General features: G+C 75.1%; 22 protein-coding genes. 8 read left to right on the plus strand and 14 right to left on the minus strand.

Going from position 1 to position 23040, the window contains the following annotated elements; genetic code table 11:
• Window positions 1-1032 (minus strand): DAK2 domain-containing protein (locus AAHH18_RS08905; protein WP_343301373.1); only part of this gene is annotated, 1032 nt, incomplete at its 3' end.
• 350 nt (window positions 1033-1382) lie between these two features.
• Here AAHH18_RS08905 and rpmB point away from each other — a divergent pair.
• Window positions 1383-1574, plus strand: a complete 192-nt coding sequence (gene rpmB / locus AAHH18_RS08910) for a 50S ribosomal protein L28 (RefSeq protein WP_146839379.1) — start codon at window positions 1383-1385, stop codon at window positions 1572-1574.
• Window positions 1575-1689: 115 nt separating this feature from the next.
• The gene (locus AAHH18_RS08915; RefSeq protein ID WP_283320918.1) at window positions 1690-2208 is read left to right on the plus strand and encodes a GNAT family N-acetyltransferase; all 519 of its coding nucleotides are present in this window, start codon (window positions 1690-1692) and stop codon (window positions 2206-2208) included.
• 64 nt (window positions 2209-2272) lie between these two features.
• Here AAHH18_RS08915 and AAHH18_RS08920 read toward each other — a convergent pair whose 3' ends face one another.
• Entirely contained in the window at window positions 2273-3298 is a 1026-nt protein-coding gene (locus tag AAHH18_RS08920) for a thiamine-phosphate kinase (protein WP_343301374.1), read from the minus strand.
• 42 nt (window positions 3299-3340) lie between these two features.
• Here AAHH18_RS08920 and AAHH18_RS08925 point away from each other — a divergent pair, with 42 nt between their 5' ends.
• Complete coding sequence (locus AAHH18_RS08925; protein ID WP_343301375.1) at window positions 3341-3943, plus strand: DUF3515 family protein; 603 nt, start codon at window positions 3341-3343, stop codon at window positions 3941-3943.
• Window positions 3944-3947: 4 nt separating this feature from the next.
• On the opposite strand, the gene AAHH18_RS08930 is transcribed toward AAHH18_RS08925, so the two are convergent.
• On the minus strand, window positions 3948-5081 hold the full coding sequence (locus AAHH18_RS08930; RefSeq protein WP_343301376.1) for a D-alanine--D-alanine ligase family protein: 1134 nt from the start codon (window positions 5079-5081) through the stop codon (window positions 3948-3950).
• A gap of 69 nt (window positions 5082-5150) precedes the next feature.
• On the opposite strand from AAHH18_RS08930, the gene AAHH18_RS08935 reads away from it, so the two are divergent.
• On the plus strand, window positions 5151-6314 hold the full coding sequence (locus tag AAHH18_RS08935) for a trans-sulfuration enzyme family protein (RefSeq protein ID WP_343301377.1): 1164 nt from the start codon (window positions 5151-5153) through the stop codon (window positions 6312-6314).
• A gap of 110 nt (window positions 6315-6424) precedes the next feature.
• Here AAHH18_RS08935 and AAHH18_RS08940 read toward each other — a convergent pair whose 3' ends face one another.
• The 6 genes from AAHH18_RS08940 to AAHH18_RS08965 all read right to left on the minus strand — a co-directional run bounded on the left by AAHH18_RS08940 (window position 6425) and on the right by AAHH18_RS08965 (window position 14259).
• Window positions 6425-8764: an exo-beta-d-1,3/1,6-glucosidase gene (locus AAHH18_RS08940; RefSeq protein WP_343301378.1), complete on the minus strand. Its 2340-nt coding sequence runs from the start codon at window positions 8762-8764 to the stop codon at window positions 6425-6427.
• Complete coding sequence (locus AAHH18_RS08945) at window positions 8761-9819, minus strand: ABC transporter permease (protein ID WP_459349106.1); 1059 nt, start codon at window positions 9817-9819, stop codon at window positions 8761-8763. Before AAHH18_RS08945 ends, AAHH18_RS08940 begins: the two co-directional genes overlap by 4 nt.
• Before the next feature lie 3 nt (window positions 9820-9822).
• On the minus strand, window positions 9823-10806 hold the full coding sequence (locus AAHH18_RS08950; protein ID WP_283320924.1) for an ABC transporter permease: 984 nt from the start codon (window positions 10804-10806) through the stop codon (window positions 9823-9825).
• A 5-nt stretch (window positions 10807-10811) separates the two neighbouring features.
• A complete protein-coding gene (locus AAHH18_RS08955; protein WP_283320925.1) occupies window positions 10812-11624 on the minus strand; it encodes an ABC transporter ATP-binding protein in 813 nt (270 codons plus the stop codon).
• A complete protein-coding gene (locus AAHH18_RS08960) occupies window positions 11621-12478 on the minus strand; it encodes an ABC transporter ATP-binding protein (protein WP_343301379.1) in 858 nt (285 codons plus the stop codon). Before AAHH18_RS08960 ends, AAHH18_RS08955 begins: the two co-directional genes overlap by 4 nt.
• Window positions 12479-12588: 110 nt before the next feature.
• Complete coding sequence (locus tag AAHH18_RS08965; RefSeq protein ID WP_343301380.1) at window positions 12589-14259, minus strand: ABC transporter substrate-binding protein; 1671 nt, start codon at window positions 14257-14259, stop codon at window positions 12589-12591.
• A 227-nt stretch (window positions 14260-14486) separates the two neighbouring features.
• Here AAHH18_RS08965 and AAHH18_RS08970 point away from each other — a divergent pair, with 227 nt between their 5' ends.
• Window positions 14487-15131: a TetR/AcrR family transcriptional regulator gene (locus AAHH18_RS08970; protein ID WP_283320928.1), complete on the plus strand. Its 645-nt coding sequence runs from the start codon at window positions 14487-14489 to the stop codon at window positions 15129-15131.
• A 22-nt stretch (window positions 15132-15153) separates the two neighbouring features.
• On the opposite strand, the gene AAHH18_RS08975 is transcribed toward AAHH18_RS08970, so the two are convergent.
• A complete protein-coding gene (locus AAHH18_RS08975) occupies window positions 15154-16155 on the minus strand; it encodes an NAD(P)H-dependent glycerol-3-phosphate dehydrogenase (RefSeq protein ID WP_283320931.1) in 1002 nt (333 codons plus the stop codon).
• A complete protein-coding gene (locus tag AAHH18_RS08980) occupies window positions 16152-16907 on the minus strand; it encodes a lysophospholipid acyltransferase family protein (RefSeq protein ID WP_343301381.1) in 756 nt (251 codons plus the stop codon). Before AAHH18_RS08980 ends, AAHH18_RS08975 begins: the two co-directional genes overlap by 4 nt.
• Window positions 16908-17162: 255 nt before the next feature.
• Between AAHH18_RS08980 and AAHH18_RS08985 the strand changes: the two genes are divergently transcribed.
• From AAHH18_RS08985 to AAHH18_RS08995, 3 genes are read left to right on the plus strand one after another with little or no spacing between them, the layout of a single operon-like run.
• A complete protein-coding gene (locus tag AAHH18_RS08985; RefSeq protein ID WP_343301382.1) occupies window positions 17163-18293 on the plus strand; it encodes an ANTAR domain-containing protein in 1131 nt (376 codons plus the stop codon).
• Between the two features lie 26 nt (window positions 18294-18319).
• Window positions 18320-18481 (plus strand): hypothetical protein, encoded by a 162-nt coding sequence (locus tag AAHH18_RS08990; protein ID WP_343301383.1) that lies wholly within the window; start codon window positions 18320-18322, stop codon window positions 18479-18481.
• A 2-nt stretch (window positions 18482-18483) separates the two neighbouring features.
• Window positions 18484-19287: a GAF and ANTAR domain-containing protein gene (locus AAHH18_RS08995; RefSeq protein ID WP_343301384.1), complete on the plus strand. Its 804-nt coding sequence runs from the start codon at window positions 18484-18486 to the stop codon at window positions 19285-19287.
• Window positions 19288-19316: 29 nt separating this feature from the next.
• Here AAHH18_RS08995 and murA read toward each other — a convergent pair whose 3' ends face one another.
• The 3 genes from murA to leuC all read right to left on the minus strand — a co-directional run bounded on the left by murA (window position 19317) and on the right by leuC (window position 23021).
• Window positions 19317-20633, minus strand: coding sequence for a UDP-N-acetylglucosamine 1-carboxyvinyltransferase (gene murA / locus AAHH18_RS09000; protein WP_283320936.1), 1317 nt, complete (start codon window positions 20631-20633; stop codon window positions 19317-19319).
• A gap of 222 nt (window positions 20634-20855) precedes the next feature.
• Window positions 20856-21521 (minus strand): 3-isopropylmalate dehydratase small subunit, encoded by a 666-nt coding sequence (leuD, locus tag AAHH18_RS09005; protein WP_283320937.1) that lies wholly within the window; start codon window positions 21519-21521, stop codon window positions 20856-20858.
• A gap of 48 nt (window positions 21522-21569) precedes the next feature.
• The gene (gene leuC / locus AAHH18_RS09010; protein ID WP_283320938.1) at window positions 21570-23021 is read right to left on the minus strand and encodes a 3-isopropylmalate dehydratase large subunit; all 1452 of its coding nucleotides are present in this window, start codon (window positions 23019-23021) and stop codon (window positions 21570-21572) included.
• Window positions 23022-23040: the final 19 nt, after the last annotated feature.

The raw sequence follows: 23040 nt of genomic DNA on the forward strand, positions 1-23040 counted from the left end.
CAGCGCCACCACCGCGCCGGCGTCCGCGAGGGACGCGGACGCGGCCGCCGACGCCGTGCACGCGACGACGGGCCGGACCCCGCCGAGCAGCGCGCGCACCGTGGCGGTCCAGGCCGCGCCCGACGCGTCGAGCACGGCGGCCGCCCCCACGGGCGCGGGCGTGTGCACGTGGGCCGTGACCAGCCCGTCGCCCGGGACCACCGCCACGGCGTCGCCCGCGGACCCGAGCGCCCCGGCCAGCGCGCCGGCCACGGCCACCGCGTCGGCGGTGCCGAGCAGCGCGACCACCTCGTAGGCGGCCGGGCCGGCGGGGACGCCACCGCCCGGCCGGGCGCGCTCCGGGCCGTCGACCTCCGGCGCCGGCCCGGCCGGGCGCGCGTGCTCGGTCAGCCAGCCGACGTCGACCGCCCCGGCGCGGCCGGCCAGCGCCGCCGCCAGGACGTCGAGCAGCACCAGCAGCGCGCACGCGCCGGCGTCGACGACCCGCGCGGAGCGCAGCACCGGGTGCGTGGCGCTCACCCGTGCCAGCCCGTCCCGTCCCGTCGCCACGCCGGCGGCGAGCGCCGAGGCGTCGTCCGCCCCGGCGTCCGCGGCCTCACGGGCGGCGTCCGCGACGCCGGCCGCGACGGTCAGCACCGTCCCGTCCTCGGGCACCGGCACCGCCTCCCGGGCGGCCTGCGCCGCCACGCGGAGCGCCTCGGGCAGCGTGCCGGACGCCGCGCCGGCCAGGCCGCCCAGGTAGCGGCTGAGGATCACCCCGGAGTTGCCGCGGGCGGACAGCAGCGCGCCCCGGGCGAGCGCCCGCAGCACCTGCGGCCCGTCGCCGGCCCCGGCGGGGACGGCCGCCACCTCCTCGGCGGCGCCGCGCACCGTGAGCAGCACGTTGGTGCCGGTGTCGCCGTCGGGGACCGGGAAGACGTTCACCGAGTCGATCCGCTGCTGCGCCGCCTCGAGGGCCGGTACCGCGCGGTCGAGCCAGTCGCGCAGCACGGCGCCGTCGTCCAGCCGTCCGGTCCCGGGTCGCCCAGCCACGTCCGCGCGCAGTCCTTCCGTCGTCCGTGCGGACCCGCTGACCCGCACCCCCTTACTCTGCCCCACCGCGGTGACAGCCCACGCGTCGTCCCCGGGCACCCCGGGCCCGTGCACCGCCGGGAGCACCGGACCGGGGACGCGCGGCACGCGCCGGGGCCTGGTGTGACGGACGTCGTTTTGAGGCGCACGGCGCTCGTGGGCTAGTCTTGTCCGGTTGCCTGGCCTCTGCCGGGCACGGGTGCGCCCCCCGGCCGGTCCTCGGACCGCTGGTGCGGGCCCGCCGACCCACCAGGACTTGCCGCCCGGGGCACCCCCCGAGCGGCGTGCAATGACCGGATCAGGAGAAGACCGTGGCTGCCAACTGCGACGTCTGCGCCAAGGGCCCGAGCTTCGGGCACAGCATCTCGCACTCGCACGTGCGCACGAAGCGTCGCTGGAACCCGAACATCCAGCGTGTGCGCGTCGTCGTGGCGGGCACCCCGAAGCGGATGAACGTCTGCACCTCGTGCCTCAAGGCCGGCAAGGTGCAGCGCGCCGTCTGAGCGCACCAGGCTCGACGAGGGCCCGCGCGGAGCGATCCGCGCGGGCCCTCGTGCTGCCCGGGGACGTCGCGACAGACGGCCCCCGGCGCCCCGGACCGTGTGGCACGCTGGTCGCATGAGCGAGCAGCGTCGCGAGCACTCGGTCCGTCCCGCGGAGCCCGCCGACGCCGCGGGCATCGCGCGGGTGCACGTCGAGACGTGGCGCCACGCGTACGCGGGCATGGTGCCGGGCTCCTACCTGGCGTCGCTCGACGTCGACAGCCGCACCGAGGCCTGGCAGCGGTACCTCGCACCCGGCAGCCGCGTCCGCGCGTGGGTCGCGACGGTGGACGACGAGGTGGTCGGCTTCATCTCGCTGGGCCCGTCGCAGGACGAGGACGCCGAGCGGGGCACGCTGCAGGTCTACGCGATCTACCTCGAACCGGGCCTGTGGGGCTCGGGCGCCGCCCGCGAGCTGCTGCGGACCGCGCTCGCCGACGTGCCCCCGCGCACGGCCGTGACGCTGTGGGTGTTCGCGGAGAACGAGCGCGCCCGGCACTTCTACCGGCGGCACGGGTTCCAGCCGGACGGCACCGAGCGCACCGAGGAGCTGGGCGGGACGGACCTGCTGGAGGTCCGGTACCGCCGGCGCTGACCCTCGCCCGGCGCCGACCCCCTCGGCCGGCGCGGACCTCCCCGGGGTCCGGCCCGCCGGCCCGTCAGCGGTGGAAGTGCTCCCAGCCGGGCACGGCGTGCGGCGGCTGGCCGGCGACGAGGACGGTGCCGGCGGGAGCACCCGCGTCGGGCTCCCGGACACGGCCGACCACCCGGAAGCCCGCCGGCACCGCGCCGGGCGGGAACGACGCGAGCAGCCCGTGGTCCTCCCCGCCGCCGAGCGCCCACGCGACCGGGTCGGCGCCGAGCGCCGCGGCCGCGCCCCGGAGCGCCGCCAGGTCGTCCGCCAGCGCGCTCCGCGGGTCGTCGAGGTCGAGCACGACCCGGCTCGCCGCGGCGATCCGGGCGGCGTCGCGCAGCAGCCCGTCGGAGACGTCGAGCATCGCGGTGGCACCCGCGCGCGCGGCCTCGGGGCCGGCGGCGAGCGGCGGCTGCGGGCGGCGGTAGACCCGCACCGCGTCGGGCCCCGCCTCCGGGCGCCCGGCGTCCAGCAGCGCGAGCCCCGCGGCGGACCTCCCGACCGTGCCCGCGAGCGCGAGCACGTCGCCGGGCCGCGCACCCGAGCGCAGCACCGGCTCACGGCCACCCAGGTCCCCGTGCACGGTGACCGCGACGACCACGGCGCCGCCGCCCGACAGGTCGCCGCCGACGACGCCCGCGCCGACCGTGCGGCAGGCCTCGCCGAGCCCGCGCGCGAGCCCCTCGACCCACGCCACCGGCAGGTCCCCCGGTGCGACGAGGGACACGACGAGCGCCGTGGGACGCGCGCCCATCGCGGCGACGTCGGCCAGGTTCTGCATCGCCGCCCGCCAGCCGACGTCCTCGCCGCTCGACCACCCGAGCCGGAAGTGCCGGTCCTCCACCAGGACGTCCGTGGAGACCACGAACCGGCCGTCGGGCGCCCCCAGCACGGCGGCGTCGTCGCCCGGGCCGAGCAGGGTGCGGTCGCCCACGGGCAGGTGCGGGAAGATCCGGGCCAGCAGGTCGTCCTCGGACACGTCGGCGACCACCGGGGCGCGGCCGCCGTCCCCCGGGGTCACAGCGGCGTCGGGGGCTGCGGCGTCGGTCACGCCCGTCACGGTAGCGCCCGCCGGCCGGGTTACCGTGACGGGGTGACCGCCCGCACCACGTCCGCGCCCGCCGGCCCGCACCCCGCGGGCTCCCGCCCCGGCACGGCGCCGCGGCACCGCGCGGCGGCTCGGGCGGGGGTGGTCGCGGCCGTCGCCCTCGCCGGGGCCGCGCTGGCAGGGTGCGCACCGCAGGTCGGCGTCACCGTCGCCCCGCACGCGACGGACCCCGACTGCGCCCGTGTCGTGCTCACGCTGCCCGACTCGCTGGGCGACGGCCTGGACGAGGTCCGCACCACCAGCCAGGCGACCGCGGCGTGGGGCGACCCGTCCGACCCGGTGACGCTGCGCTGCGGCGTGGAGGTGCCCGGCCCTACCACCGAGCAGTGCGTGACGATGGAGACCGCGAGCGGGCCGGGCATCGACTGGCTCGTGCGCGCCGAGGCGGAGGCGGCGGACGGCGCGACCGCGCCCGCGGACCCCGCCGAGGACCCCGGCTCGTCCGACTGGACCTTCGTGACCTACGGGCGCGACCCCGCGGTGGAGGTCCACGTGCCCGCCGCCGTCGTGGCGGAGCGGTCGACGTCGTTCCTCGACGCCCTCAGCCCGGCGATCGCGCAGGTCGAGGCGACGCGCTCCTGCGTCTGACCGGTCAGCGCAAGCCGGTGGGGCGCTCGAGCGCCAGCCGCAGCAGCTCGTCCAGCAGGTCGGGGTAGGACAGGCCGCTCTGCTGCCACATGCGCGGGTACATCGAGAACGGCGTGAACCCCGGCATGGTGTTGATCTCGTTCACCACCACGTCGCCGTCGGGCGTGACGAACACGTCGACGCGGGCCAGGCCCTCGCCGTCCACCGCCTCGAACGTGCGGACGGCGACGTCCTGCACCCGCGCGATCACGTCCGCCGGCAGGTCGGCGGGGCAGGACAGCTCGACGGCGGCCTCGTCGAGGTACTTCGCCTCGAAGTCGTAGAACCCGTGGCGGTCGTCGGTGACGACGATCTCGCCCGGCAGCGACGCGCGCGGTCGGGAGCCGCCGCGGCCCCCGAGCACGGCGCACTCGATCTCGCGCCCGACGATCGCGGCCTCGACGACGACCTTCGGGTCGTGCCGCTGCGCCTCCGCGACGGCGGCGGGCAGATCGGCCAGGTCGGTCACGCGGGTGATGCCGATGCTGGAGCCGGCGCGGGCGGGCTTGACGAACAGCGGCAGCCCGAGCGCCTCGACGCGCGCCCGCACGCCGTCGCGGTCGGTGGCCAGGTCGTCGCCCCGCAGCGTGACGTAGGGGCCCACGGGCAGGCCCGCGCCCGCGAGCACCACCTTCATGAAGTGCTTGTCCATGCCGACCGCCGACGCGAGGACGCCGGCGCCGACGTAGCGCACGTCCGCGAGCTCGAGCATGCCCTGGAGCGTGCCGTCCTCGCCGAACGGCCCGTGCAGCAGCGGGAGCACCACGTCGACGGCGCCCAGGGCGGCCGCGGGCACGCCCGGCTCGATGACCTGGAGCTCGCGCGAGCCGGCCTCCTGCGGCAGCAGCACCTGCTCCGGCACCGCCTCGACCTCCGGCAGCCGCCCGTCGACGATCGCCCACCGCTCCGGGTCGTCGGCGACGCGCACCCAGCGGCCCTGCGGGGTGATGCCGATGGGCAGCACGTCGTACCGGTCGCGGTCGATCGCACGCAGCACGGCGCCGGCGGTGGCGCACGAGATCGCGTGCTCGCTGGAGCGCCCGCCGAACAGGACGAGGACGCGCGGACGGGCGGACGGGGACTGCTCGGTGCTGGACATCGCCCGCGAGCCTAGTCGCAGCGTGGGACGCGCGAGGGCGGCACGCGGTCGCGGCGTACCCTGCGCTGCGTGACGCACCCCGACCCCACCGCCCTCGCCCGCGAGACGCTCGCCGTGACCGCCGGACGCCCGCCGCGCGCCCAGGGCGCCCCGGTCAACCCGCCCGTCGTGCTGTCCTCGACGTACGTGTCGCAGGGCGTGCCGCAGCCGGGCGAGCTGATGTACGCGCGCGGCGACACCGAGACGTGGGGGCCGTTCGAGCAGACGCTCGGCGCGCTGGAGGGCTCGACCCACCCGGCGCTCGTGTACGGCTCCGGCATGGCGGCGATCGCCGCGGCGCTCTCGCTGGTCCCGCACGGCGGGCGCCTGGTGCTGCCGCGGCACGCCTACCAGGTGACGCTGGGGTACGCGCGCGACCTCGCCGAGCGCTCGGACGTCGAGGTGGACCACGTCGACGTCGCGGACACCGCGGCGGTCGTCGCGGCCCTCGACCCGTCCGCCTCCCCCACGGGCAGGCCGACGTCGCTGCTGTGGGTCGAGTCCCCCACGAACCCGATGCTCGAGGTGGCGGACCTCCCGGCCCTGGTCGCGGCCGGCCACGCCGCCGGCGCGCTGGTCGCGGTCGACAACACGTTCGCGACGCCGCTCGTGCAGCGGCCGCTCGAGCACGGGGCCGACGTCGTCGTGCACTCCGTGACGAAGTACCTCGCGGGCCACAGCGACGTCGTGCTCGGCGCGGTGCTCACGGACGACGCGGCGCTGCGGGAGCGGCTGCACACCTACCGGACGGTGCACGGCGCGATCGCCGGCCCGTTCGAGGTGTACCTCGCGCTGCGCGGCGTCCGGACGCTCGCGCTGCGGGTCGAGCGCTCGCAGCGCACCGCGCTCGACCTCGCGCACCGCCTCGCCGCCCACCCCGGCGTCGTCGAGGTGCGCCACCCGGGCCTGCCGGGCGACCCGGGCCACGCCCGCGCGACCGCGCAGATGGCCGGCTACGGCTCGATCATCGGGCTGCGCCCGGCGGGCGGCGCGGCCGGGGCGGACGCGGTCGTCGAGCGGCTGCGGCTGTGGGTGCCGGCCACCAGCCTCGGCGGGGTGGAGTCCAGCATCGAGCGCCGCCGCCGGTTCGCGACGGAGTCCCCCACGGTCCCGGAGGACCTGCTGCGCCTCTCGGTCGGCATCGAGGACGTCGAGGACCTCTGGCGCGACCTCGCCCAGGCGCTCCCCTCCTGACCCTCCCGCCCGGTCCTCCTGTGCGACCCGCGGACCTGCGAGGTCGTCACGTCCGGCCGAGGTCGTCACGCCGACCTGACGACCTCGGCTCGAGCTGACGACCTCGCGCGTCAGCGGATCGTGAACGGGGCGCGCAGGAGCGCGGCGTCGCGGGAGCTCGGGCCGACCAGGAGGTCGAACTCGCCGGGCTCGACGACGCGGCGGCCGGCGGCGTCGACGATCGTGCAGTCCGCGACCGGCACCTCCAGCGCGACGCGCACCGACTCGCCGGGGGCGACATCGACCTGCCGGAACGCCTTGAGCTCCTTGTCGGCCCACGAGACCGACGTCACGCGGTCCGACACGTAGACCTGCACGGTCTCCCGCACGGGCCGCGCGCCGGTGTTGCGGACGGTGACCTCGGCCCGGACCACGTCGCCGGTGCCGAGCTCCGTGGCCGCGAGCGCCAGGTCGGCGTACTCGACCGTCGAGTAGGAGAGCCCCTCCCCGAACGCGAACGCCGGCCGCTGGGTGAGGTCGGCGTACCGGTCGCCGTGCTGGCCGCGGATCTGGTTGTAGTACGTCGGCTGCTGGCCGACGTGCCGCGCGAACGACACGGGCAGGCGGCCGGACGGCTCGGCGAGCCCGAGCAGCAGCTCCGCGAGCGCCCGGCCGCCCTGCATGCCGGGGTTCGCGGCCCACACGAGGGCGTCCGCCCCGAGCGCCGACTCGGGCAGCACCAGCGGCTTCGAGGCCAGCAGCACCACGACGAGCGGCGTCCCGGTCGCGGCGAGGGCGTCGAGCAGGGCGACCTGCCCGCCGACGAGCTCGAGGGTCGCGGTGGAGCGCCCCTCCCCGACCAGCTCGATGCGGTCCCCCACGACGGCGACCACGTAGTCCGCATCGCGCGCCGCCGCGACCGCCTCGGCGATCATCGCCTCGTCCGGCTCGGCGGGCACGACGACCGGCGGGCGCGGCTGCCCGTCGGGGAACGTCGCCCCCTCCGGGTCGGGCTCCAGCGTGAGGATCTCCGCACCGCGGGCGTGGTCGACCACCCAGCCCTCGGGGACGGCGGCCCGCAGGCCGTCCAGCACCGTCGTGATCATGTCGCGCGGCTGGCCGTCGGGCAGCCAGTCGGCCTGGCCGGACGAGCCCGCCCAGTCGCCGAGCTGCGTCTGCGCGTCGTCGGCGAGCGGCCCGACGACGGCGATCCGCCGGCTGCCGGCGCCCGTCGGAGCCTCCGAACGGACCGCGGCAGCGCCGCCCGGCGGCACGGGCGCTCCGGGCGCCGCAGCGGTCCCGGGCGTGCAGCCGCCGGCCAGCGGCAGCACGGCGCCCTCGTTGCGCAGCAGCACCAGCGAGCGCCGCGCGACCTCGAGGTTGAGCGCGGCGTGGTCGGCGCTGCCGATGACGGCGGCCTGGGTGGCCGGGTCGGGGCGGCGCGGGTCCTCGAACAGCCCGAGCCGGAACTTCAGCGTGAGAATGCGGGCGACCGCGGGCTCGAGGTCCGCCTCGGTCAGCAGACCCCGCTCGATCGCCTCCAGCGCGCCCTCGAAGAACCGCGGCGTCGTCATGACCATGTCGTTGCCGGCCTTCACCGCGGCGGCGGCGGCGTGCGCGTAGTCGGGCTGCACCTTCTGCTCCCAGACCATGCGCCCGACGTTGTCCCAGTCGGTGACGAGCGTGCCGGTGTAGCCCCACTCGCCGCGCAGCACCTCGTTGAGCAGCCAGTCGTTGACGGTGATCGGCACGCCGTCGGTGGTCTGGTAGCCGAGCATGAACGTCGCGCAGCCCTCCCGGGCCACCCGCTCGAACGGGGGCAGGAACCACGACCGCAGCTTGCGCCGCGAGATGTCCGCCTCGGAGGCGTCCCGGCCGCCCTGCGTCTCGGAGTACCCGGCGAAGTGCTTCGCGGTGGCGAGGATCGCGGTCGGGTCGGCCAGGCCGTCGCCCTGGTAGCCGCGGACCATCGCGGAGGCGAGCTCCCCGATGAGGTGCGGGTCCTCGCCGAACGTCTCGTCGACGCGGCCCCAGCGCAGGTCGCGGGTGATGCAGAGCACCGGGCTGAACGTCCAGTGCACGCCGGTGGGGGCGACCTCCCGCGCGGTGGCCCGGGCGACCCGCTCGACCAGCGCCGGGTCCCAGCTCGCGGCCATCCCGAGCTGCGTGGGGAAGATCGTCGCCCCCACCCAGAACGAGTGCCCGTGGATGCAGTCCTCGCCGACCAGCAGCGGGATGCGCAGCCGCGTGGAGTCGACGAGCTCGTGCGCGAGCGCCAGCCGCTCCGGCGAGGCGTGCAGCAGCGACCCGGCGAGCCGCCGCAGCACGTGGTCGGCCACGTCGTCGCGGGCGTCGAGCTGCAGCATCTGCCCGACCTTCTCCTCGACGGTCATGCGGTCCAGCAGGTCCCGGACCCGGTCGGCCACGGGCAGGGCGGCGTCGAGGTAGGCGGCGGTGGTGGTCTCGGTCACGAGGGGTCCTTCTGCTCGGAGTGCTGCCGCGGGTGCGGCGGGTGGTGCGGGGCGGGGCGCACGGCGGTGACGCCGCTGGTGGGGCGCAGGCCGCGCTTGCGCATCGCGCGGGCCCGCTCCCCGGCGGACCGCAGCCGCGGGTTCACGTACTCGTCGATGCCGAAGTTGATGAGCGACAGCGCCATGCCGAGCAGCGCGATGCACAGCCCGGCCGGCACGTACCACCACCAGAAGTCGGGGAACGCGCCGTTCTGCTGCGCCCAGTACAGGATCGTGCCCCAGTTGAGGTTCGTGATGGGGATGACCCCGATGAACGCCAGCGTCGTGAGGCCCAGCACCGCGGCGGTCACGGTCCCGACGAACGACGAGGCGATGATCGCCGTCAGGTTCGGGAGCATCTCGACCGCGATGATGCGGTGGAGCGGCTCGCCGTTGGCCCGCGCGGCCTGCACGAAGTCCCGGTTGCGCAGCGACATCGTCTGCGCGCGCAGCACGCGCCCGCCCCACGCCCAGCCGGTGATGGCGAGCACCGCGGAGATGAGCAGCAGGCTCGGGTTGTCGTACTGGGAGGCCACGATGATCATCAGCGGCAGGCCGGGCAGCACGAGGAACACGTTGGTCAGCGCGGACAGCGACTCGCTGCGCCACCCGGCGACGTAGCCGGCGGTCACGCCCACGGCCACCGCGACGAGGGTCGCGATGACGCCGGCGCTGAACCCGACGACGAGCACGCCGCGGGTGCCCAGGACGATCTGGCTGAAGACGTCCTCGCCCATGTGCGTGGTGCCGAGCCAGTGCTGGGCGGACGGCGGCTGGCGGAGCGCGTCAAAGTCCTTGTCGAGCGGGCCGTACGGGGCGATGAGGTCACCGAAGACGGCCAGCAGGACGAAGAACCCGAGGATCGCGAGCCCCGTCAGGGACTTGCCGTTGCGGAACATCGCGAACGCCCGGCCGAGCCGCGCCGCGGCGCCCGTGCCGCGGGACGCCGGTCCCGCCGGCCCGGGGGCGACGGGGGCCGCGGCCTCCTCGGTGGCGGTGGTGGTGGGGAACGTCATGGCTCAGCCCTCCGTCTGGCGGGTGCGCGGGTCGAGGACGGCGTACGCGACGTCCGCCAGGATGTTCGCGACCAGCACGGTCAGCGTGATGACGAGGAACAGCCCCTGCATGAGCGGGTAGTCCTTCGCGGTCGTGGCGTCGAGCAGCAGCTTGCCCACGCCGGGGTAGGAGAACACCAGCTCCATGACGAGCGTGCCGCCGACGATGAACCCGAGCGACAGCGCGAACGACGACAGCTGCGGGAGCACCGCGTTGCGGGCGGCGTAGTTCACCATCACGCGCCGCGGGGACAGGCCCTTGGCCTCGGCGACCGTCACGTAGTCCTCGTCGAGGACGGTGACCATCATGTTGCGCATCCCGAGGATCCAGCCGCCCAGCGACGCGAGCACGATCGTCAGCGCCGGCAGGGTGCCGTGCTGGACCACCTGCCCGACGAAGTCGAACGTGAGGGCGGGGGTGCTGCCCTTGTCGTAGGCGTGCGACGCGGGGAACCAGCCGAGCGTGGTGGAGAACACCGCGATGGCGATGAGGCCCATCCAGAAGTACGGCACGGTCGAGAAGAACGTGGCGACGGGGACGAGGGCGTCCGCGCGGCTGCCGCGGCGCCACCCGATCCACGACCCCAGCCCGGTGCCGAGGAAGAAGCTCAGGACGGTGGCGATGCCCACCAGCCCGACGGTCCACGGCAGGGCGGTCGCGATGACGTCGGTGACGGGCGCGAGCCCCTTGGAGAACGACCGGCCGAGGTCCCCGCGCAGCAGCAGCCCCCAGTAGTCGGCGTACTGCTGCAGCAGCGACTTCCCGTCGTCGAGCCCGAACAGCGTCCGCAGCGAGTCGGCGGCGTCCGGGCTGATGCGGCCCTGGTTCTTCTGGAGGTAGGCCGAGACGGGGTCGCCCTTCATCATGCGGGGCAGGAAGAAGTTGATGGTGATGGCCGCCCATGCCGTGAACAGGTAGAACACGGCGCGGCGCACGGCGAATCTCACGGCGGTCAGCTCCTGGCAGTCGACGTCGCCGGGCCGGCGAAGTGCGTGTCCGGGTCGGGCGAGGCGTCCCGCAGCGCGCGGGTGTAGGGGTGCTGCGGGCGCAGGATCACGTCGTCCGCGGGGCCGCTCTCCACGACGACGCCGTGGTGCAGGACCATGATCTCGTCGCTGAAGTGCCGGGCCGTGGCGAGGTCGTGCGTGATGTAGAGGACGCCGAGGTCCGACTCGCGCTGCAGCTCGGCCAGCAGGTTGAGCACGCCGAGCCGGATCGACACGTCGAGCATCGACACCGGCTCGTCGGCGACGAGCAGCGACGGCCGGGACGCCAGCGCGCGGGCGATGGCGACGCGCTGGCGCTGGCCGCCCGACAGCTCGTGCGGGCGGCGGTCGACGACGGCGGGCGGGTCCAGGTGGACGCGCTCGAGCAGCCGCACCACCTCCGCGTCCACCTCGTCGGGCGGGACCACGCGGTCCAGCCGCAGGGGGCGCTCCACGTGGTGGCGGATGGTGTGGTACGGGTTCAGCGAGGCGAACGGGTCCTGGAACACCATCCGCACCTGCTGCCGGTAGCGGCGCAGCGCCCGGCCCCGGCGCGGGATCGGGGCGCCGTCCAGCAGCACCTCGCCGCTGGTCTCCCGCTCGAGCTGCGTGATGATCTTGGCGATCGTGGACTTGCCGCTGCCGCTCTGCCCGACCAGGGCGATCGTCTGCCCGGACGTGAGCGTGAACGACACGTCGTCGAGCGCGAGCATGTCCCCCGCCCCCCGGACGCGGTAGCGCTTGGTGACGCCGCGGAGCTCCAGCGTGCTGGTGGTCATCGTGCGGCCTCCTCGGCGCTGCCCGTCCGCACGAAGTCCCCGCGCTCGCCGGTCAGGCTCGGGAACGACCCGAGCAGCCGCTGCGTGTAGGGGTGCTGCGCGTGGCGGTAGATGTTCTCGGCGGTGTCGAGCTCGACGATGCGGCCCTCGCGCATGACGGCGATCCGGTCGCTGATCTCGAGCAGCAGCGGCAGGTCGTGCGTGATGAACACGACCGAGAACCCGAGCTCGCGGCGCAGGTCCGAGATCTGCTGCAGGATCTCGCGCTGCACGAGCACGTCGAGGGCGGTGGTCGGCTCGTCCATGATCATGAGCTGCGGCCGCAGGGCGAGCGCCATCGCGATCATGACGCGCTGGCGCATGCCGCCGGAGAGCTCGTGCGGGAAGGACCGCAGCCGCTCGCGGCCGACGCCGACCATGTCGAGCAGGTCGCCGCACTCGCGCCGGCGCTCGGCCTTCGGCATCGCGGGCCGGTGGGTGCGGAACACGTCGTCGAGCTGCTTGCCGATCGCCACGACGGGGTTCAGCGCGTTCATCGCGCCCTGGAACACCATCGAGGCCTTGTCCCACCGGAACGCCCGCATCTCGGCGTCGCTGAGCGCCCCGAGGTCGATGTCCGCCCCGGAGGCGTCGTGGAACGTCGCCGAGCCGCCCGCGATCACCGCGGGCGCCTTCAGCAGGCGCTGCACGCCGTACGCCAGCGTGGTCTTGCCGCACCCGGACTCGCCCGCGAGGCCGAGGATCTCGCCCCGGTGGACGCTGAGCGACACCTCCCGGACCGCCTCCACCGGCGGGTCCACGTCGTACACGACGCTGAAGTCCGACACCGTCAGCACGTCGTTGGTCGTCGTCACTGCACCTTCCCGTCTTCCCGCGGACCCGTGGCCCGCCCGTCTGCCCGGCACGGCTGCGGCCGGCCGGCGGCGGGGACGAGGTCCCGTCGCCGGCCGGCCGCAGCGGCGCGTCAGCTCGCCGGCTCCAGGCTGGTGAGGATCAGCGCGGCGGTGGGCTGCGTCGGGTCGGGGTTGGCGTACGGGTCGTCCTCGCCCGGCCAGCCGACGTAGCTGCGCGTGTTGTACTCGCCGATGAACGGGCGGGTGCCGATCGGCAGCGCGGGCACCTGCTCGACGAAGATCTGCTGGACCTCCGCCAGGGCCTCGGCGCGCGCGGCGTCGTCCGTCGCGGTGGCGTAGGTGTCGAGCGCCGCCGTGGCCTCCGGGCTGTCGAACCGCCCGAAGTTGTAGTCCGCGGCCTCGCCGAGCGGCTTCAGCCACCGGCCGTCCATGATGTCGCTGTACAGGTCGTACGGCGTGGCGCCGGTGTCGGTCCAGTGCAGGATCGCCTGGAAGTCGCCCTCGGACTTCATGGCCCACCAGGTGTCGGCGTCCGGGGTGTCGACCGTGGCCTCGACGCCCAGCTCCTTGGCCGAGTCGGCGATCAGCGAGATGCCGGTGACGTAGTCGCTCCAGCCCTGCGGGACGCTCAGCTCGAACGTGACGGGCTCGCCGTCGGGGTCGACGAGGGCGTCGCCGTCCCAGGTGTAGCCGGCGTCCGTGAGGATCTCCTTGGCCCCGTCGACGTCGACGCCGTACGTCTCGCCGGCGAAGTCGTCGGCGATGAACGGGTCGCCCGCGGGGGTGGGCAGGCCGGTCACCGAGGTGAGCTCCGGCACGCCGCCCTCCCGCGCGATCGCCTGGTGCTTGGTGCGGTCGACGACGAGGTTCATCGCCTGGCGGAACGCGACGTCGTTGAACGGCTTGGTCTGCGTGTTGACGAACATCGCGTCGATGCCGAGGCCCGCGGCCGCCCAGTAGACGTTCGCGTCGTCCTTGTCGAGGTACGCGGACTGCACGTTGGGGATGAACGCCTGCGCCCAGTCGGCCTCACCGTTGGCCAGCGCCGTGGTGAGCGCGGTGTTGTCGTTGTACGACACGTAGTACAGCGTCGGCGCGGCCAGCTCCCCGCCCCAGTAGTCGTCCCGCGCGGTGAGCTCGACGCTCTGCGAGGAGAACTGCGACAGCACGTACGGGCCGGTGCCGACGGGCTCGAGGTTCGGGTCCGTGGCCGGGTCGGCGACGTCCTCCCAGATGTGCTTCGGGACGATGAGCTTGTGCAGGACCTTGTCCTGCTTGGCGAACATCGACGCGGCGAAGGAGATCGTGACGGTGTCCCCGTCGAGCGCGACGTCCTCGATGCCGAGCGCCGCGTTGTCGAGCTCCGGCTTGTCCTTGAGCAGCGTGAACGTGTACGCGATGTCGTCGGCGGTGAAGTCCTCGCCGTCGTTCCAGGTGACGCCGTCGCGGGCCACGAGCGTGACCGCGGTGTAGTCGTCGTTCCAGGTGATCTCCTGGGCGAGCCACGGCGTGACGTCGTCGCTGGGGTCGATGAGGTTGACGAACCCCAGCGGCTCCAGGATCGCGTTGATGTAGCCGAGCTTCATGCCCGAGGCGTCGCCGACCCACGGGTTGTTCGACTCGGTGGCGATGGCGCCGTCCGGCTTGGCGATGGTCAGCGGGGCCCCGGTGCCGCCGGTGCTGCTGCCCTCGTCGCCCGCCCCGCCCGACCCGCCGGAGCAGGCCGTCAGTGCCAGGGCGGCGGCCACGCCGAGCGCGACCGCCGGGTACTTCACCCTCATGGTTTCTCCTTCGAAACGGCGCCGGGACGCAGCCGGCGTCTGAGGTCACGCCGCGTCCTCGCGGTCGTGCTGCGCGGAACGTTACTACACTGTCAGTAAGTGTCCGCCAGGCCCCGGAGATCACGAGTTGGTCACGGCAGGCGGGTCCCGGTCGGCAGCAGCCCCGGCCGCTACGATCGGCGCGCGACCACGCCGGCGGGCGCGGCGGCAGAGGAAGTGAGACAGCCATGAGCTCGGCGAAGCGGCCCGTCCGGCCGCGCCCGGAGACCCTGGAGCGCCGGCGGCGCATCCTGACCGCCGCCATGACGACGTTCGGCAGCAAGGGCTACAACAACGGCCCGCTCACGGAGATCGCCGAGCAGGTCGGCATGACGCACGCGGGGATCCTCCACCACTTCGGGTCCAAGGACCAGCTCCTCGTCGAGGTGCTGCGCTTCCGCGACCAGTCCGACGTCGAGGGGCTCGCCGAGCAGCACATCCCCGGCGGCATCGAGCTGTTCCGCCACCTCGTGCGGACCGCGTTCGCCAACGAGGAGCGGCCCGGCATCGTCCAGGCCTACGCGGTGCTGTCCGCCGAGTCCGTGACCGACGACCACCCCGCGCGCGCGTACTTCGAGGAGCGCTACCGCACGCTGCGCGCCGAGATCGCCGACGCGTTCCGGGAGGTCTGCGCCGAGCGCGGCGTGACCGAGCCCGACACGGTCGGCCGTGCCGCCGCCGCCATCCTCGCGGTCATGGACGGGCTCCAGGTGCAGTGGCTGCTGGCCCGCGACGACGTGGAGCTGGCGCGGACCAGCGAGTTCGCGATCGAGGCGCTGGTCGCGGCGGTCGTGCAGCCGCAGGAGCCCGTCGTCGGCACCGGGCGCGGCTGAGGGGCGCCCGCCGCCGCGCGGCCTAGAGGCCCTCCGCCTTGCGCGGGCGCCCCAGCAGCAGCGGCGCCAGCGCGTCCACCGGCAGGCCCTCGTGCAGCACCTGCACGACAGCGGCGGTGATCGGCATCTCGACGCCCGCGCGCTCCGCGAGGTCCAGCACCGAGCGCGAGGACTTCACGCCCTCCGCGGTGCCGCCGGTGGCCGTGACCGCCTCGTCGAGCGTCATCCCCTGGCCGATGCGCAGGCCCAGGCGGTGGTTGCGGGAGTCCGGCGACGCGCACGTCGCCATGAGGTCACCCATGCCCGCGAGGCCGGGGAACGTCTCCGCCCTCGCACCGAGCGCCAGGCCGAGACGCGTGATCTCCACGAGGCCGCGCGTGATGACGGTCGCCATCGTGTTGTAGCCCAGGCCGCGGCCCTGGGAGATCCCGACCGCGAGCGCGATGACGTTCTTCACGGCCCCGCACAGCTCGACGCCCACCACGTCGTCGTTGGTGTAGGGCCGGAAGTACCCGGACGCGCACGCGGCGGCGACGCGCTCGGCGGTGCCGGCGTCCGACGACGCGACGACGGTGGCCGTCGGCTGGCGGGCGGCGATCTCCGAGGCGAGGTTCGGGCCCGACAGCACCGCCACCCGGGCCGGCTCCAGGTCGAGAGCCTCGGCCACGACCTCGCTCATCCGACGGTCCGTCGCGAGCTCGACCCCCTTCATGAGGGAGACCGCGACGGCGCCCGGGTCGAGCCGGCCGGCCAGCGGGGCGAGCGTCGCCCGGGCGGACTGCGACGGCACCGCGACGGCGACGACGTCCGCGCCCGCCACCGCGGCGACCGGGTCCGGGTCGGCCGTCACGCGCGCGGGCAGGTCGACCCCCGGCAGGTACCGCTCGTTGCGGCGCGACCCGGCGATCTCGGCGCACACGGCGGCGTCGCGCCCCCAGACGGTGACGTCGCAGCCCGCGTCGGCGAGCACGGCCGCGAACGTCGTGCCCCACGCACCGGCGCCGAGGACGGCAGCGCGCGTCACGCGGCCCCGTCCGCCGTGGGGGCGGCAGGCCCGGCCGCCCCGGCACCGCCCCCGGCGCGGCGCATGTCGTACGGCCGCTCGGGGGGCGTCTCGCCGCGCACGTCGGCCAGCAGCGCGGTGATCGCCGCCATCACCCGGGCGGTCGCCTCGCGCAGCGTCGCGGCGTCCAGCGGGCGGTCGTACAGGTCAGCGAGGTCGACGGGCGGTCCGGCCAGCACGGTCACGCGCTTCGGGGGGATCGGCTTGAACACCTTCGCGTAGCGGCCGAGCAGCAGCTGCGGCCCCCACTGCGCGATCGGCACGACGGGGACGCGGGTCGTCAGCGCGAGGCGGGCGACGCCGGTCTTCGCCACCATCGGCCACAGGTCCGGGTCGCGCGTGAGCGTGCCCTCGGGGAAGACCGCGACGCACTCCCCCGCCCGCAGCGCCTGCTCGGCGGCCCGCAGGGAGTCGCCGGCCTGGGAGGTGTTCCGGTACACCGGGATCTGGCCGCTGGTCCGCAGCACCCAGCCCCCCACCGGCACCGAGAACAGCGACGACTTGGCGAGGATCTTCGGCGCGACCCCGTTGTCGTACAGGAAGTGCGCGAAGGTGACCGGGTCGACGTTCGTCATGTGGTTGCCCGCGGCGATGAACCCGCCCGCCGGGAGGTGCTCGGCACCGCGCCAGTCGCGACGCGTGATCGCGTACAGCACGGGTCGCAGCACACGGGCGACGTTGCGGTAGGCGCGGTTGGCGCGGGGCGGGTGCACGGGAGCCGATGCTACCCGGGCGGCCGCACGCGCCCCTCCGGGTGGCCGACGCGGCGGCACAGCGTAGGCCCGCCCGGGAACCGCGCAACCGCTGGCAGGAGCGTCGGCGTGCGATCGGCGGGCGCATTTGGCACTATCGGACCGTCCTCGCGGCCGAGCCGCGGGGCGCCCGGGCGTCGTTGGGACGAAGCGAGCCGCACGGGACACCAGCGCGTCGCGCCCTCACGCACGTCGCGCCCCGGCTCCGGAGCACGCATGTCCCTCACCACCCGCGCCTCGTCCCCCGCGGAGCGCCGCACCACCACGGCACCCGGCACCTTCCACCTGCTCGGCGACGACGCCCTCGTCTGGTCCGAGCCCGTCTTCCGCCTCCACGGGTTCGAACCGGGCGACGTGGTCCCGTCGACGTCGCTGATGCTGGCGCACTGCCACCGCGACGACCGCCCCGCCCTGGAGGCGGTGCTGCGCGCCGCGCCCCCCGCGCCCGGCGAGGGACGCAGCGTCCGGTACCGCCTCGTCGACGCGTCGGGCACGGAGCGCGTGGTGCTGGCGGTGCTGGCGCCCGGTCTGGACGAGCGGCACGCGCGCGGGTCCCGCCCCGCGGCCGGCGGGACGCGGACCGACGGGTCCGCGGCACCCGCGGAGCACCGGGCCGCAGCCGGGGTCCGGGCCGACTCCCGCGTCGACGGCTCGCCCGCGGTGGAGTGCCCGCCCGCCGGCGAGGGACGCGGCCTCCAGCTGCTGGGCCTGCTCGTCGACCTGGGCGCCGAGATCGGCGCGACCGCCGCGCGGCGGGCGGACGAGATGCTCACCGCCGCGATCGCGTCGCGCGAGGTCATCGACCAGGCCAAGGGCGCCGCGATGCTCGCCTACGGGCTCGACGGCCCGGCGGCGTTCGAGCTGCTGCGGTGGCACTCCGAGCACCTGAACGTCAAGGTGCGCACCGTGGCGGAGCGGATGCTCAGCGCGCTGCCCGGCCGCCGGCGCGACACCGACCCGCGGGACCTGCTGGACGGCGCCCTCGCGAGCCTCGTCGACGCGGGCGCGCACTCCGACGGCGCGGGACGCACGGCCGACGCGCCGGCGCCCCTGGTCGTGCGGCACCGCCTGGACGGCCGGTCCGTGCTCGTGGCGCTCGACGGGGAGGCCGACGCCGCGACCGCGCCGGCGCTCGTCGCCGGGTTCGCGGACGCCCTGCGGGCCGTGCCGCCCCGCGGCATGCTCGTCGTCGACGCGTCGCACCTGCGCCGGCTCGGCCCGGTCGCCGCCCTGCACCTGGCGCGCCTGCGCCGGCGCTGCGACAACGCGGGCGTCGCGCTGCGGATCCTGCCGCCCGCCGGGGGCCGTCCCGAGATGCGGGGACCCGCCGCACGCAGCAGCATGTGAGGCACCCGCACCCGAGGAGGACCGACGTGAGCGACCAGCCGACGGACCGCCCCGAGGGCGTGCTGCCCGACGGGGACCCCGACGACGTGGCCGAGGCGAGCACCCCCGGCTCGGAGGGCGACGGACCCGAGGCCGCCTACGAGGCAGAACCCGGCCGGACGGGCGGGGACGAGCCGGACGGCGAGTGACGGTGGCCGAGCCGACCGTCCCGACGCCCGGCGGGTCGCTCGCGCACGCCCCGGCCGCGGACGCCGAGGCGTGGCGGACCGGGATCCTCGACGAGCTCCACGGCCTGCTCGTCGCCACGGTCCCGGTGGACGCGCTGCTCGACGCGATCGTGCGGCGCGCGGCGGACCGCGGCGGCCCCGGGTCGTCCGCCGCGATCACCGTGCGGCTCGAGGGGCAGTCGACCGTGGCCGCGGCCGCCGACGAGCGTGCGGCGGCGTGCGACCGGGCGGAGCAGGCCGCGGGCGACGGCCCGTGCCTGGAGGCCGCGCGCGTCGGGCGGCGCATCACCGTCCCGGACGTCGCCGGGGAGCAGCGGTGGCCGGCGTGGCGCGCCGAGACGGTGCGCGTGGGCTTCCTCGCCGCGGCCGCGCTCCCGGCGACCGTCGTGCCCCGCAGCGCGCTCGAGCTCGCGATCGACCTGTACCGGACCACGCCCGGCGAGTGGGACGAGGACGTCCTGGACGACGTCGCGCGCCTCGCCGACGACGCCGCGCGGGCCGTGGTGGTCGCCGCGCGCGCCGAGGAGCAGGCCCGCCTCAACACCGACCTGCGCCAGGCGATGGCGTCGCGCGCGGTCATCGACCAGGCCCTCGGCGTGGTGATGGCGCAGAACCGCTGCGGCCCGGAGGAGGCGTTCGCGATCCTGCGGCGGGCGTCGCAGCACCGGAACAGCAAGATGCGGGACGTCGCCGGCGAGATCGTCGCGCAGGTGTCCGGGACGCAGGCGCACAGCCCGCACGAGTTCCGCGACCGGACGCGGAGCTGAGCCGGCCGCGGAGCTGAGCCGTCCGGGCGTCAGCCCCGGTCGAACTCCGCACCGAGCGCCGCGAGCTTGTCCGTGAAGCGCTCGTAGCCCCGGTCGATCAGGCTGATGCCGCGCACCGCCGACGTGCCCTTGGCGGCCAGCGCCGCGATCAGGTGGCTGAACCCGCCCCGCAGGTCCGGCACCTCGATGTCCGCGGCGGCCAGCGGCGTCGGACCCGAGACGACGGCCGAGTGGTAGAAGTTGCGCTGCCCGAACCGGCACGGCCGGCCGCCCAGGCACTCCTTGTAGACCTGGATCGTCGCGCCCATGCCCCGCAGCGCGTCCGTGAACCCGAACCGGTTCTCGTACACGGTCTCGTGCACGATCGACAGGCCCTTGGCCTGCGTCAGCGCGACGACCAGCGGCTGCTGCCAGTCGGTCATGAAGCCGGGGTGGACGTCGGTCTCGAGCACGATCGAGGACAGGTCGCCGCCGGGGTGGAAGAACCGGATGCCGTCGTCGTCGACCGTGAACTCGCCGCCGACCTTGCGGAACGTGTTGAGGAACGTGGTCATCTCGGGCTGGGTGGCGCCGCGGACCAGGATGTCGCCACCCGTGGCGAGCGCCGCCGAGGCCCAGGACGCGGCCTCGATCCGGTCCGCGAGCGCGGTGTGCCGGAACCCGACGAGCCGGTCGACGCCCTCGATCCGGATGACCCGGTCCGTGTCGACCGAGATGATCGCGCCCATCTTCTGCAGGACGTTGATGAGGTCCATGATCTCGGGCTCGATGGCGGCGTTCGTCAGCTCGGTGATGCCCTCGGCGCGCACGGCGGTCAGCAGCAGCTGCTCGGTGGCCCCGACGCTGGGGTACGGCAGCGTGATCTTGGTGCCCTGGAGGCGGCGCGGAGCGCGGATGTGGATGCCGTTGTCGCGCTTGTCCACCACGGCCCCGAACTGGCGCAGGATGTCGAGGTGGTAGTTGATCGGCCGGTCGCCGATCCGGCAGCCGCCCAGGTCCGGGATGAACGCCTCGCCGAGGCGGTGCAGCAGCGGCCCGCAGAACAGGATCGGGATGCGGCTGGAGCCCGCGTGCGCGTCGATGTCGGCGACGTGCGCGGACTCCACGTCCGTCGGGTCGAGCCGCAGCACGCCGGCCTCGGCGTCCGCGCCGACCCGCACGCCGTGCAGCTCCAGCAGGCCGGTCACGACGGCGACGTCGCGGATCTGCGGGACGTTGCGCAGCTCGCTCGGCGTCTCCCCGAGCAGCGAGGCGACCATCGCCTTCGAGACGAAGTTCTTGGCGCCCCGGACGGTGATCTCGCCCGACAGGGGCGTGCCGCCGTGGACGTACAGCAGATCGGTCATCCCCCCATGGTGACGCACGCCGGCGCGCGATCACGCCCCCGCGCCGCGCAGGCCCGTCCCCGTACCCCAAACCTCCACAACCCACCCGCCCGCGCCGTTCCCGCGAGTTCGGCAGTCCGGGCGCGAGGGCGGCAGCTCCAGGTGCCGACCTCGCCTGGGACTGCCGAACTCAGCGGGTGGGGTCCGGGTGGGGTGCGGGTGCGTGCGGGCGGGGCGGGAGGGTCAGAGGCCGGGGCGGCGGCCGATCGCGACCTCGACCGGGCGGGCGGCCTTGATCTCGACCGGGGGCAGGTGCTTGGCCGGCAGCGTCTTCGGCCGCCAGGCGTCCCGGGTGGCCTCGAACGCCGTGATCTCGCCCTCGTGCTGCAGCGTGAGGCCGATGTCGTCCAGGCCCTCCATGAGGCGCCAGCGCGTGTAGTCGTCCACCTGGAACGGCACCACGACGTCGTCGCACGTGACGGTGCGGGTGCCGAGGTCCACGGTCACCTCGGTGCCCGGCTTGGTCTCGAGGATCTTCCAGATCAGCTCGATGTCCTCCTGCGCGACCTGGGCCGCGAGCAGCCCCTGCTTGCCGGAGTTGCCGCGGAAGATGTCGGCGAACCGGGCGGACAGGACGACCCGGAAGCCGTAGTCCTTCAGCGCCCACACGGCGTGCTCGCGGGAGGACCCGGTGCCGAAGTCGGGGCCGGCGACCAGCACCGAGCCCGCCTTGTACGCGTCCTGGTTGAGCAGGAACTCCGGGTCGTTCCGCCACGCGGCGAACAGCGCGTCCTCGAACCCCGTGCGGGTCACCCGCTTGAGGTAGACGGCCGGGATGATCTGGTCGGTGTCGACGTTGCTGCGGCGCAGCGGGACGCCGACGCCGGTGTGCTGGGTGAACTTCTCCATGAGGGTTCTCGATCCTGGGGTCGTGGGGGGGCGTCGGGGCGGCGGGGCTCAGGCCGGCTGGAGGTCCAGCGGCGAGCCGTCCGGCACCGCGACGTCGGGGCCGAGGTCGGAGACAGACGAGAGCGTGCCGCGGATGGCGGTCGCGGCGGCGACCAGCGGCGACACCAGGTGCGTCCGGCCGCCCTTGCCCTGCCGGCCCTCGAAGTTGCGGTTCGACGTCGACGCGGACCGCTCCCCCGGCGCGAGCTGGTCGGGGTTCATGCCCAGGCACATCGAGCAGCCGGCGTTGCGCCACTCCGCGCCGAAGTCGAGGAAGATCCTGTCGAGCCCCTCGGCCTCGGCCTGCAGCCGCACCCGGGCGGAGGACGGGACGACCAGGACGCGCACCGAGTCGGCCTTCTTCTTCCCGCGCACGATCTTCGCGGCCGCGCGCAGGTCCTCGATGCGGCCGTTGGTGCAGGAGCCGATGAACACCGTGTCGACGGCGATCTCGCGCAGCGGCTGGCCGGGCGTCAGGCCCATGTACTCGATGGCGCGCTCGGCGGCGACGCGCTCGTTGGCGTCCGCGATCTGCTCGGGCACCGGGACCGACCCGGACAGCGGGAGGCCCTGGCCCGGGTTGGTGCCCCAGGTGACGAACGGCTCGAGGTCCGCGGCCTCGATGACGACCTCGGCGTCGAACACCGCGTCGTCGTCGGAGCGCAGCGTCTCCCAGTACGCGACGGCGGCGTCCCAGTCGGCGCCGGTGGGGGCGTGCGGGCGGCCCTTCAGGTACTCGAACGTGGTCCGGTCGGGGGCGATCATGCCCGCGCGCGCACCGGCCTCGATCGACATGTTGCAGATCGTCATCCGGCCCTCCATCGACAGGCTCCGGATGGCCTCGCCGCGGTACTCCAGGACGTAGCCCTGGCCGCCGCCGGTCCCGATCTTCGCGATGACCGCCAGGATGATGTCCTTCGCGGTGGCGCCGAGCGGCAGGGAGCCGTTGACGGTGATCGCCATCGTCTTGAAGGGCGCCAGCGGCAGCGTCTGGGTGGCGAGCACGTGCTCGACCTCGGAGGTGCCGATGCCGAACGCCAGGGCCCCGAAGGCCCCGTGCGTCGACGTGTGGGAGTCGCCGCACACGACGGTGAGGCCCGGCATGGTCAGGCCGAGCTGCGGGCCGACCTGGTGCACGATCCCCTGGTCCGCGTCGCCGAGGGAGTGCAGCCGGACGCCGAACTCCTTCGCGTTGCTGCGCAGCGTGTCGATCTGCGTGCGCGAGGTGAGGTCGGCGATCGGCAGGTCGATGTCGAGCGTCGGGGTGTTGTGGTCCTCGGTGGCGAGGGTGAGGTCCGGGCGGCGGACCTTCCGGCCGGCGAGCCGCAGGCCCTCGAACGCCTGCGGGCTGGTGACCTCGTGCACCAGGTGCAGGTCGATGTAGAGCAGGTCCGGCGCGCCGTCGGTGCCGCGCCGCACGATGTGGTTCTCCCACACCTTCTCCGCCAGTGTGCCGGCCATGTCGCCGTCCTCTCGTCCG

Source organism: Cellulomonas olei (genome assembly GCF_039548315.1).
Taxonomy (GTDB): Bacteria; Actinomycetota; Actinomycetes; order Actinomycetales; family Cellulomonadaceae; genus Cellulomonas.

Excerpts from the sequence above, each read along its gene's own strand:
- AAHH18_RS08915 (WP_283320918.1), top strand. The coding sequence starts at position 1,690 with ATGAGCGAGCAGCGTCGCGAGCACTCGGTCCGTCCCGCGGAGCCCGCC.
- AAHH18_RS08930 (WP_343301376.1), bottom strand. The coding sequence starts at position 5,081 with ATGTCCAGCACCGAGCAGTCCCCGTCCGCCCGTCCGCGCGTCCTCGTC.
- AAHH18_RS08945 (WP_459349106.1), bottom strand. The coding sequence starts at position 9,819 with ATGACGTTCCCCACCACCACCGCCACCGAGGAGGCCGCGGCCCCCGTC.
- AAHH18_RS08955 (WP_283320925.1), bottom strand. The coding sequence starts at position 11,624 with ATGACCACCAGCACGCTGGAGCTCCGCGGCGTCACCAAGCGCTACCGC.
- AAHH18_RS08965 (WP_343301380.1), bottom strand. The coding sequence starts at position 14,259 with ATGAGGGTGAAGTACCCGGCGGTCGCGCTCGGCGTGGCCGCCGCCCTG.
- AAHH18_RS08970 (WP_283320928.1), top strand. The coding sequence starts at position 14,487 with ATGAGCTCGGCGAAGCGGCCCGTCCGGCCGCGCCCGGAGACCCTGGAG.
- AAHH18_RS08985 (WP_343301382.1), top strand. The coding sequence starts at position 17,163 with ATGTCCCTCACCACCCGCGCCTCGTCCCCCGCGGAGCGCCGCACCACC.
- murA (WP_283320936.1), bottom strand. The coding sequence starts at position 20,633 with ATGACCGATCTGCTGTACGTCCACGGCGGCACGCCCCTGTCGGGCGAG.
- leuD (WP_283320937.1), bottom strand. The coding sequence starts at position 21,521 with ATGGAGAAGTTCACCCAGCACACCGGCGTCGGCGTCCCGCTGCGCCGC.
- leuC (WP_283320938.1), bottom strand. The coding sequence starts at position 23,021 with ATGGCCGGCACACTGGCGGAGAAGGTGTGGGAGAACCACATCGTGCGG.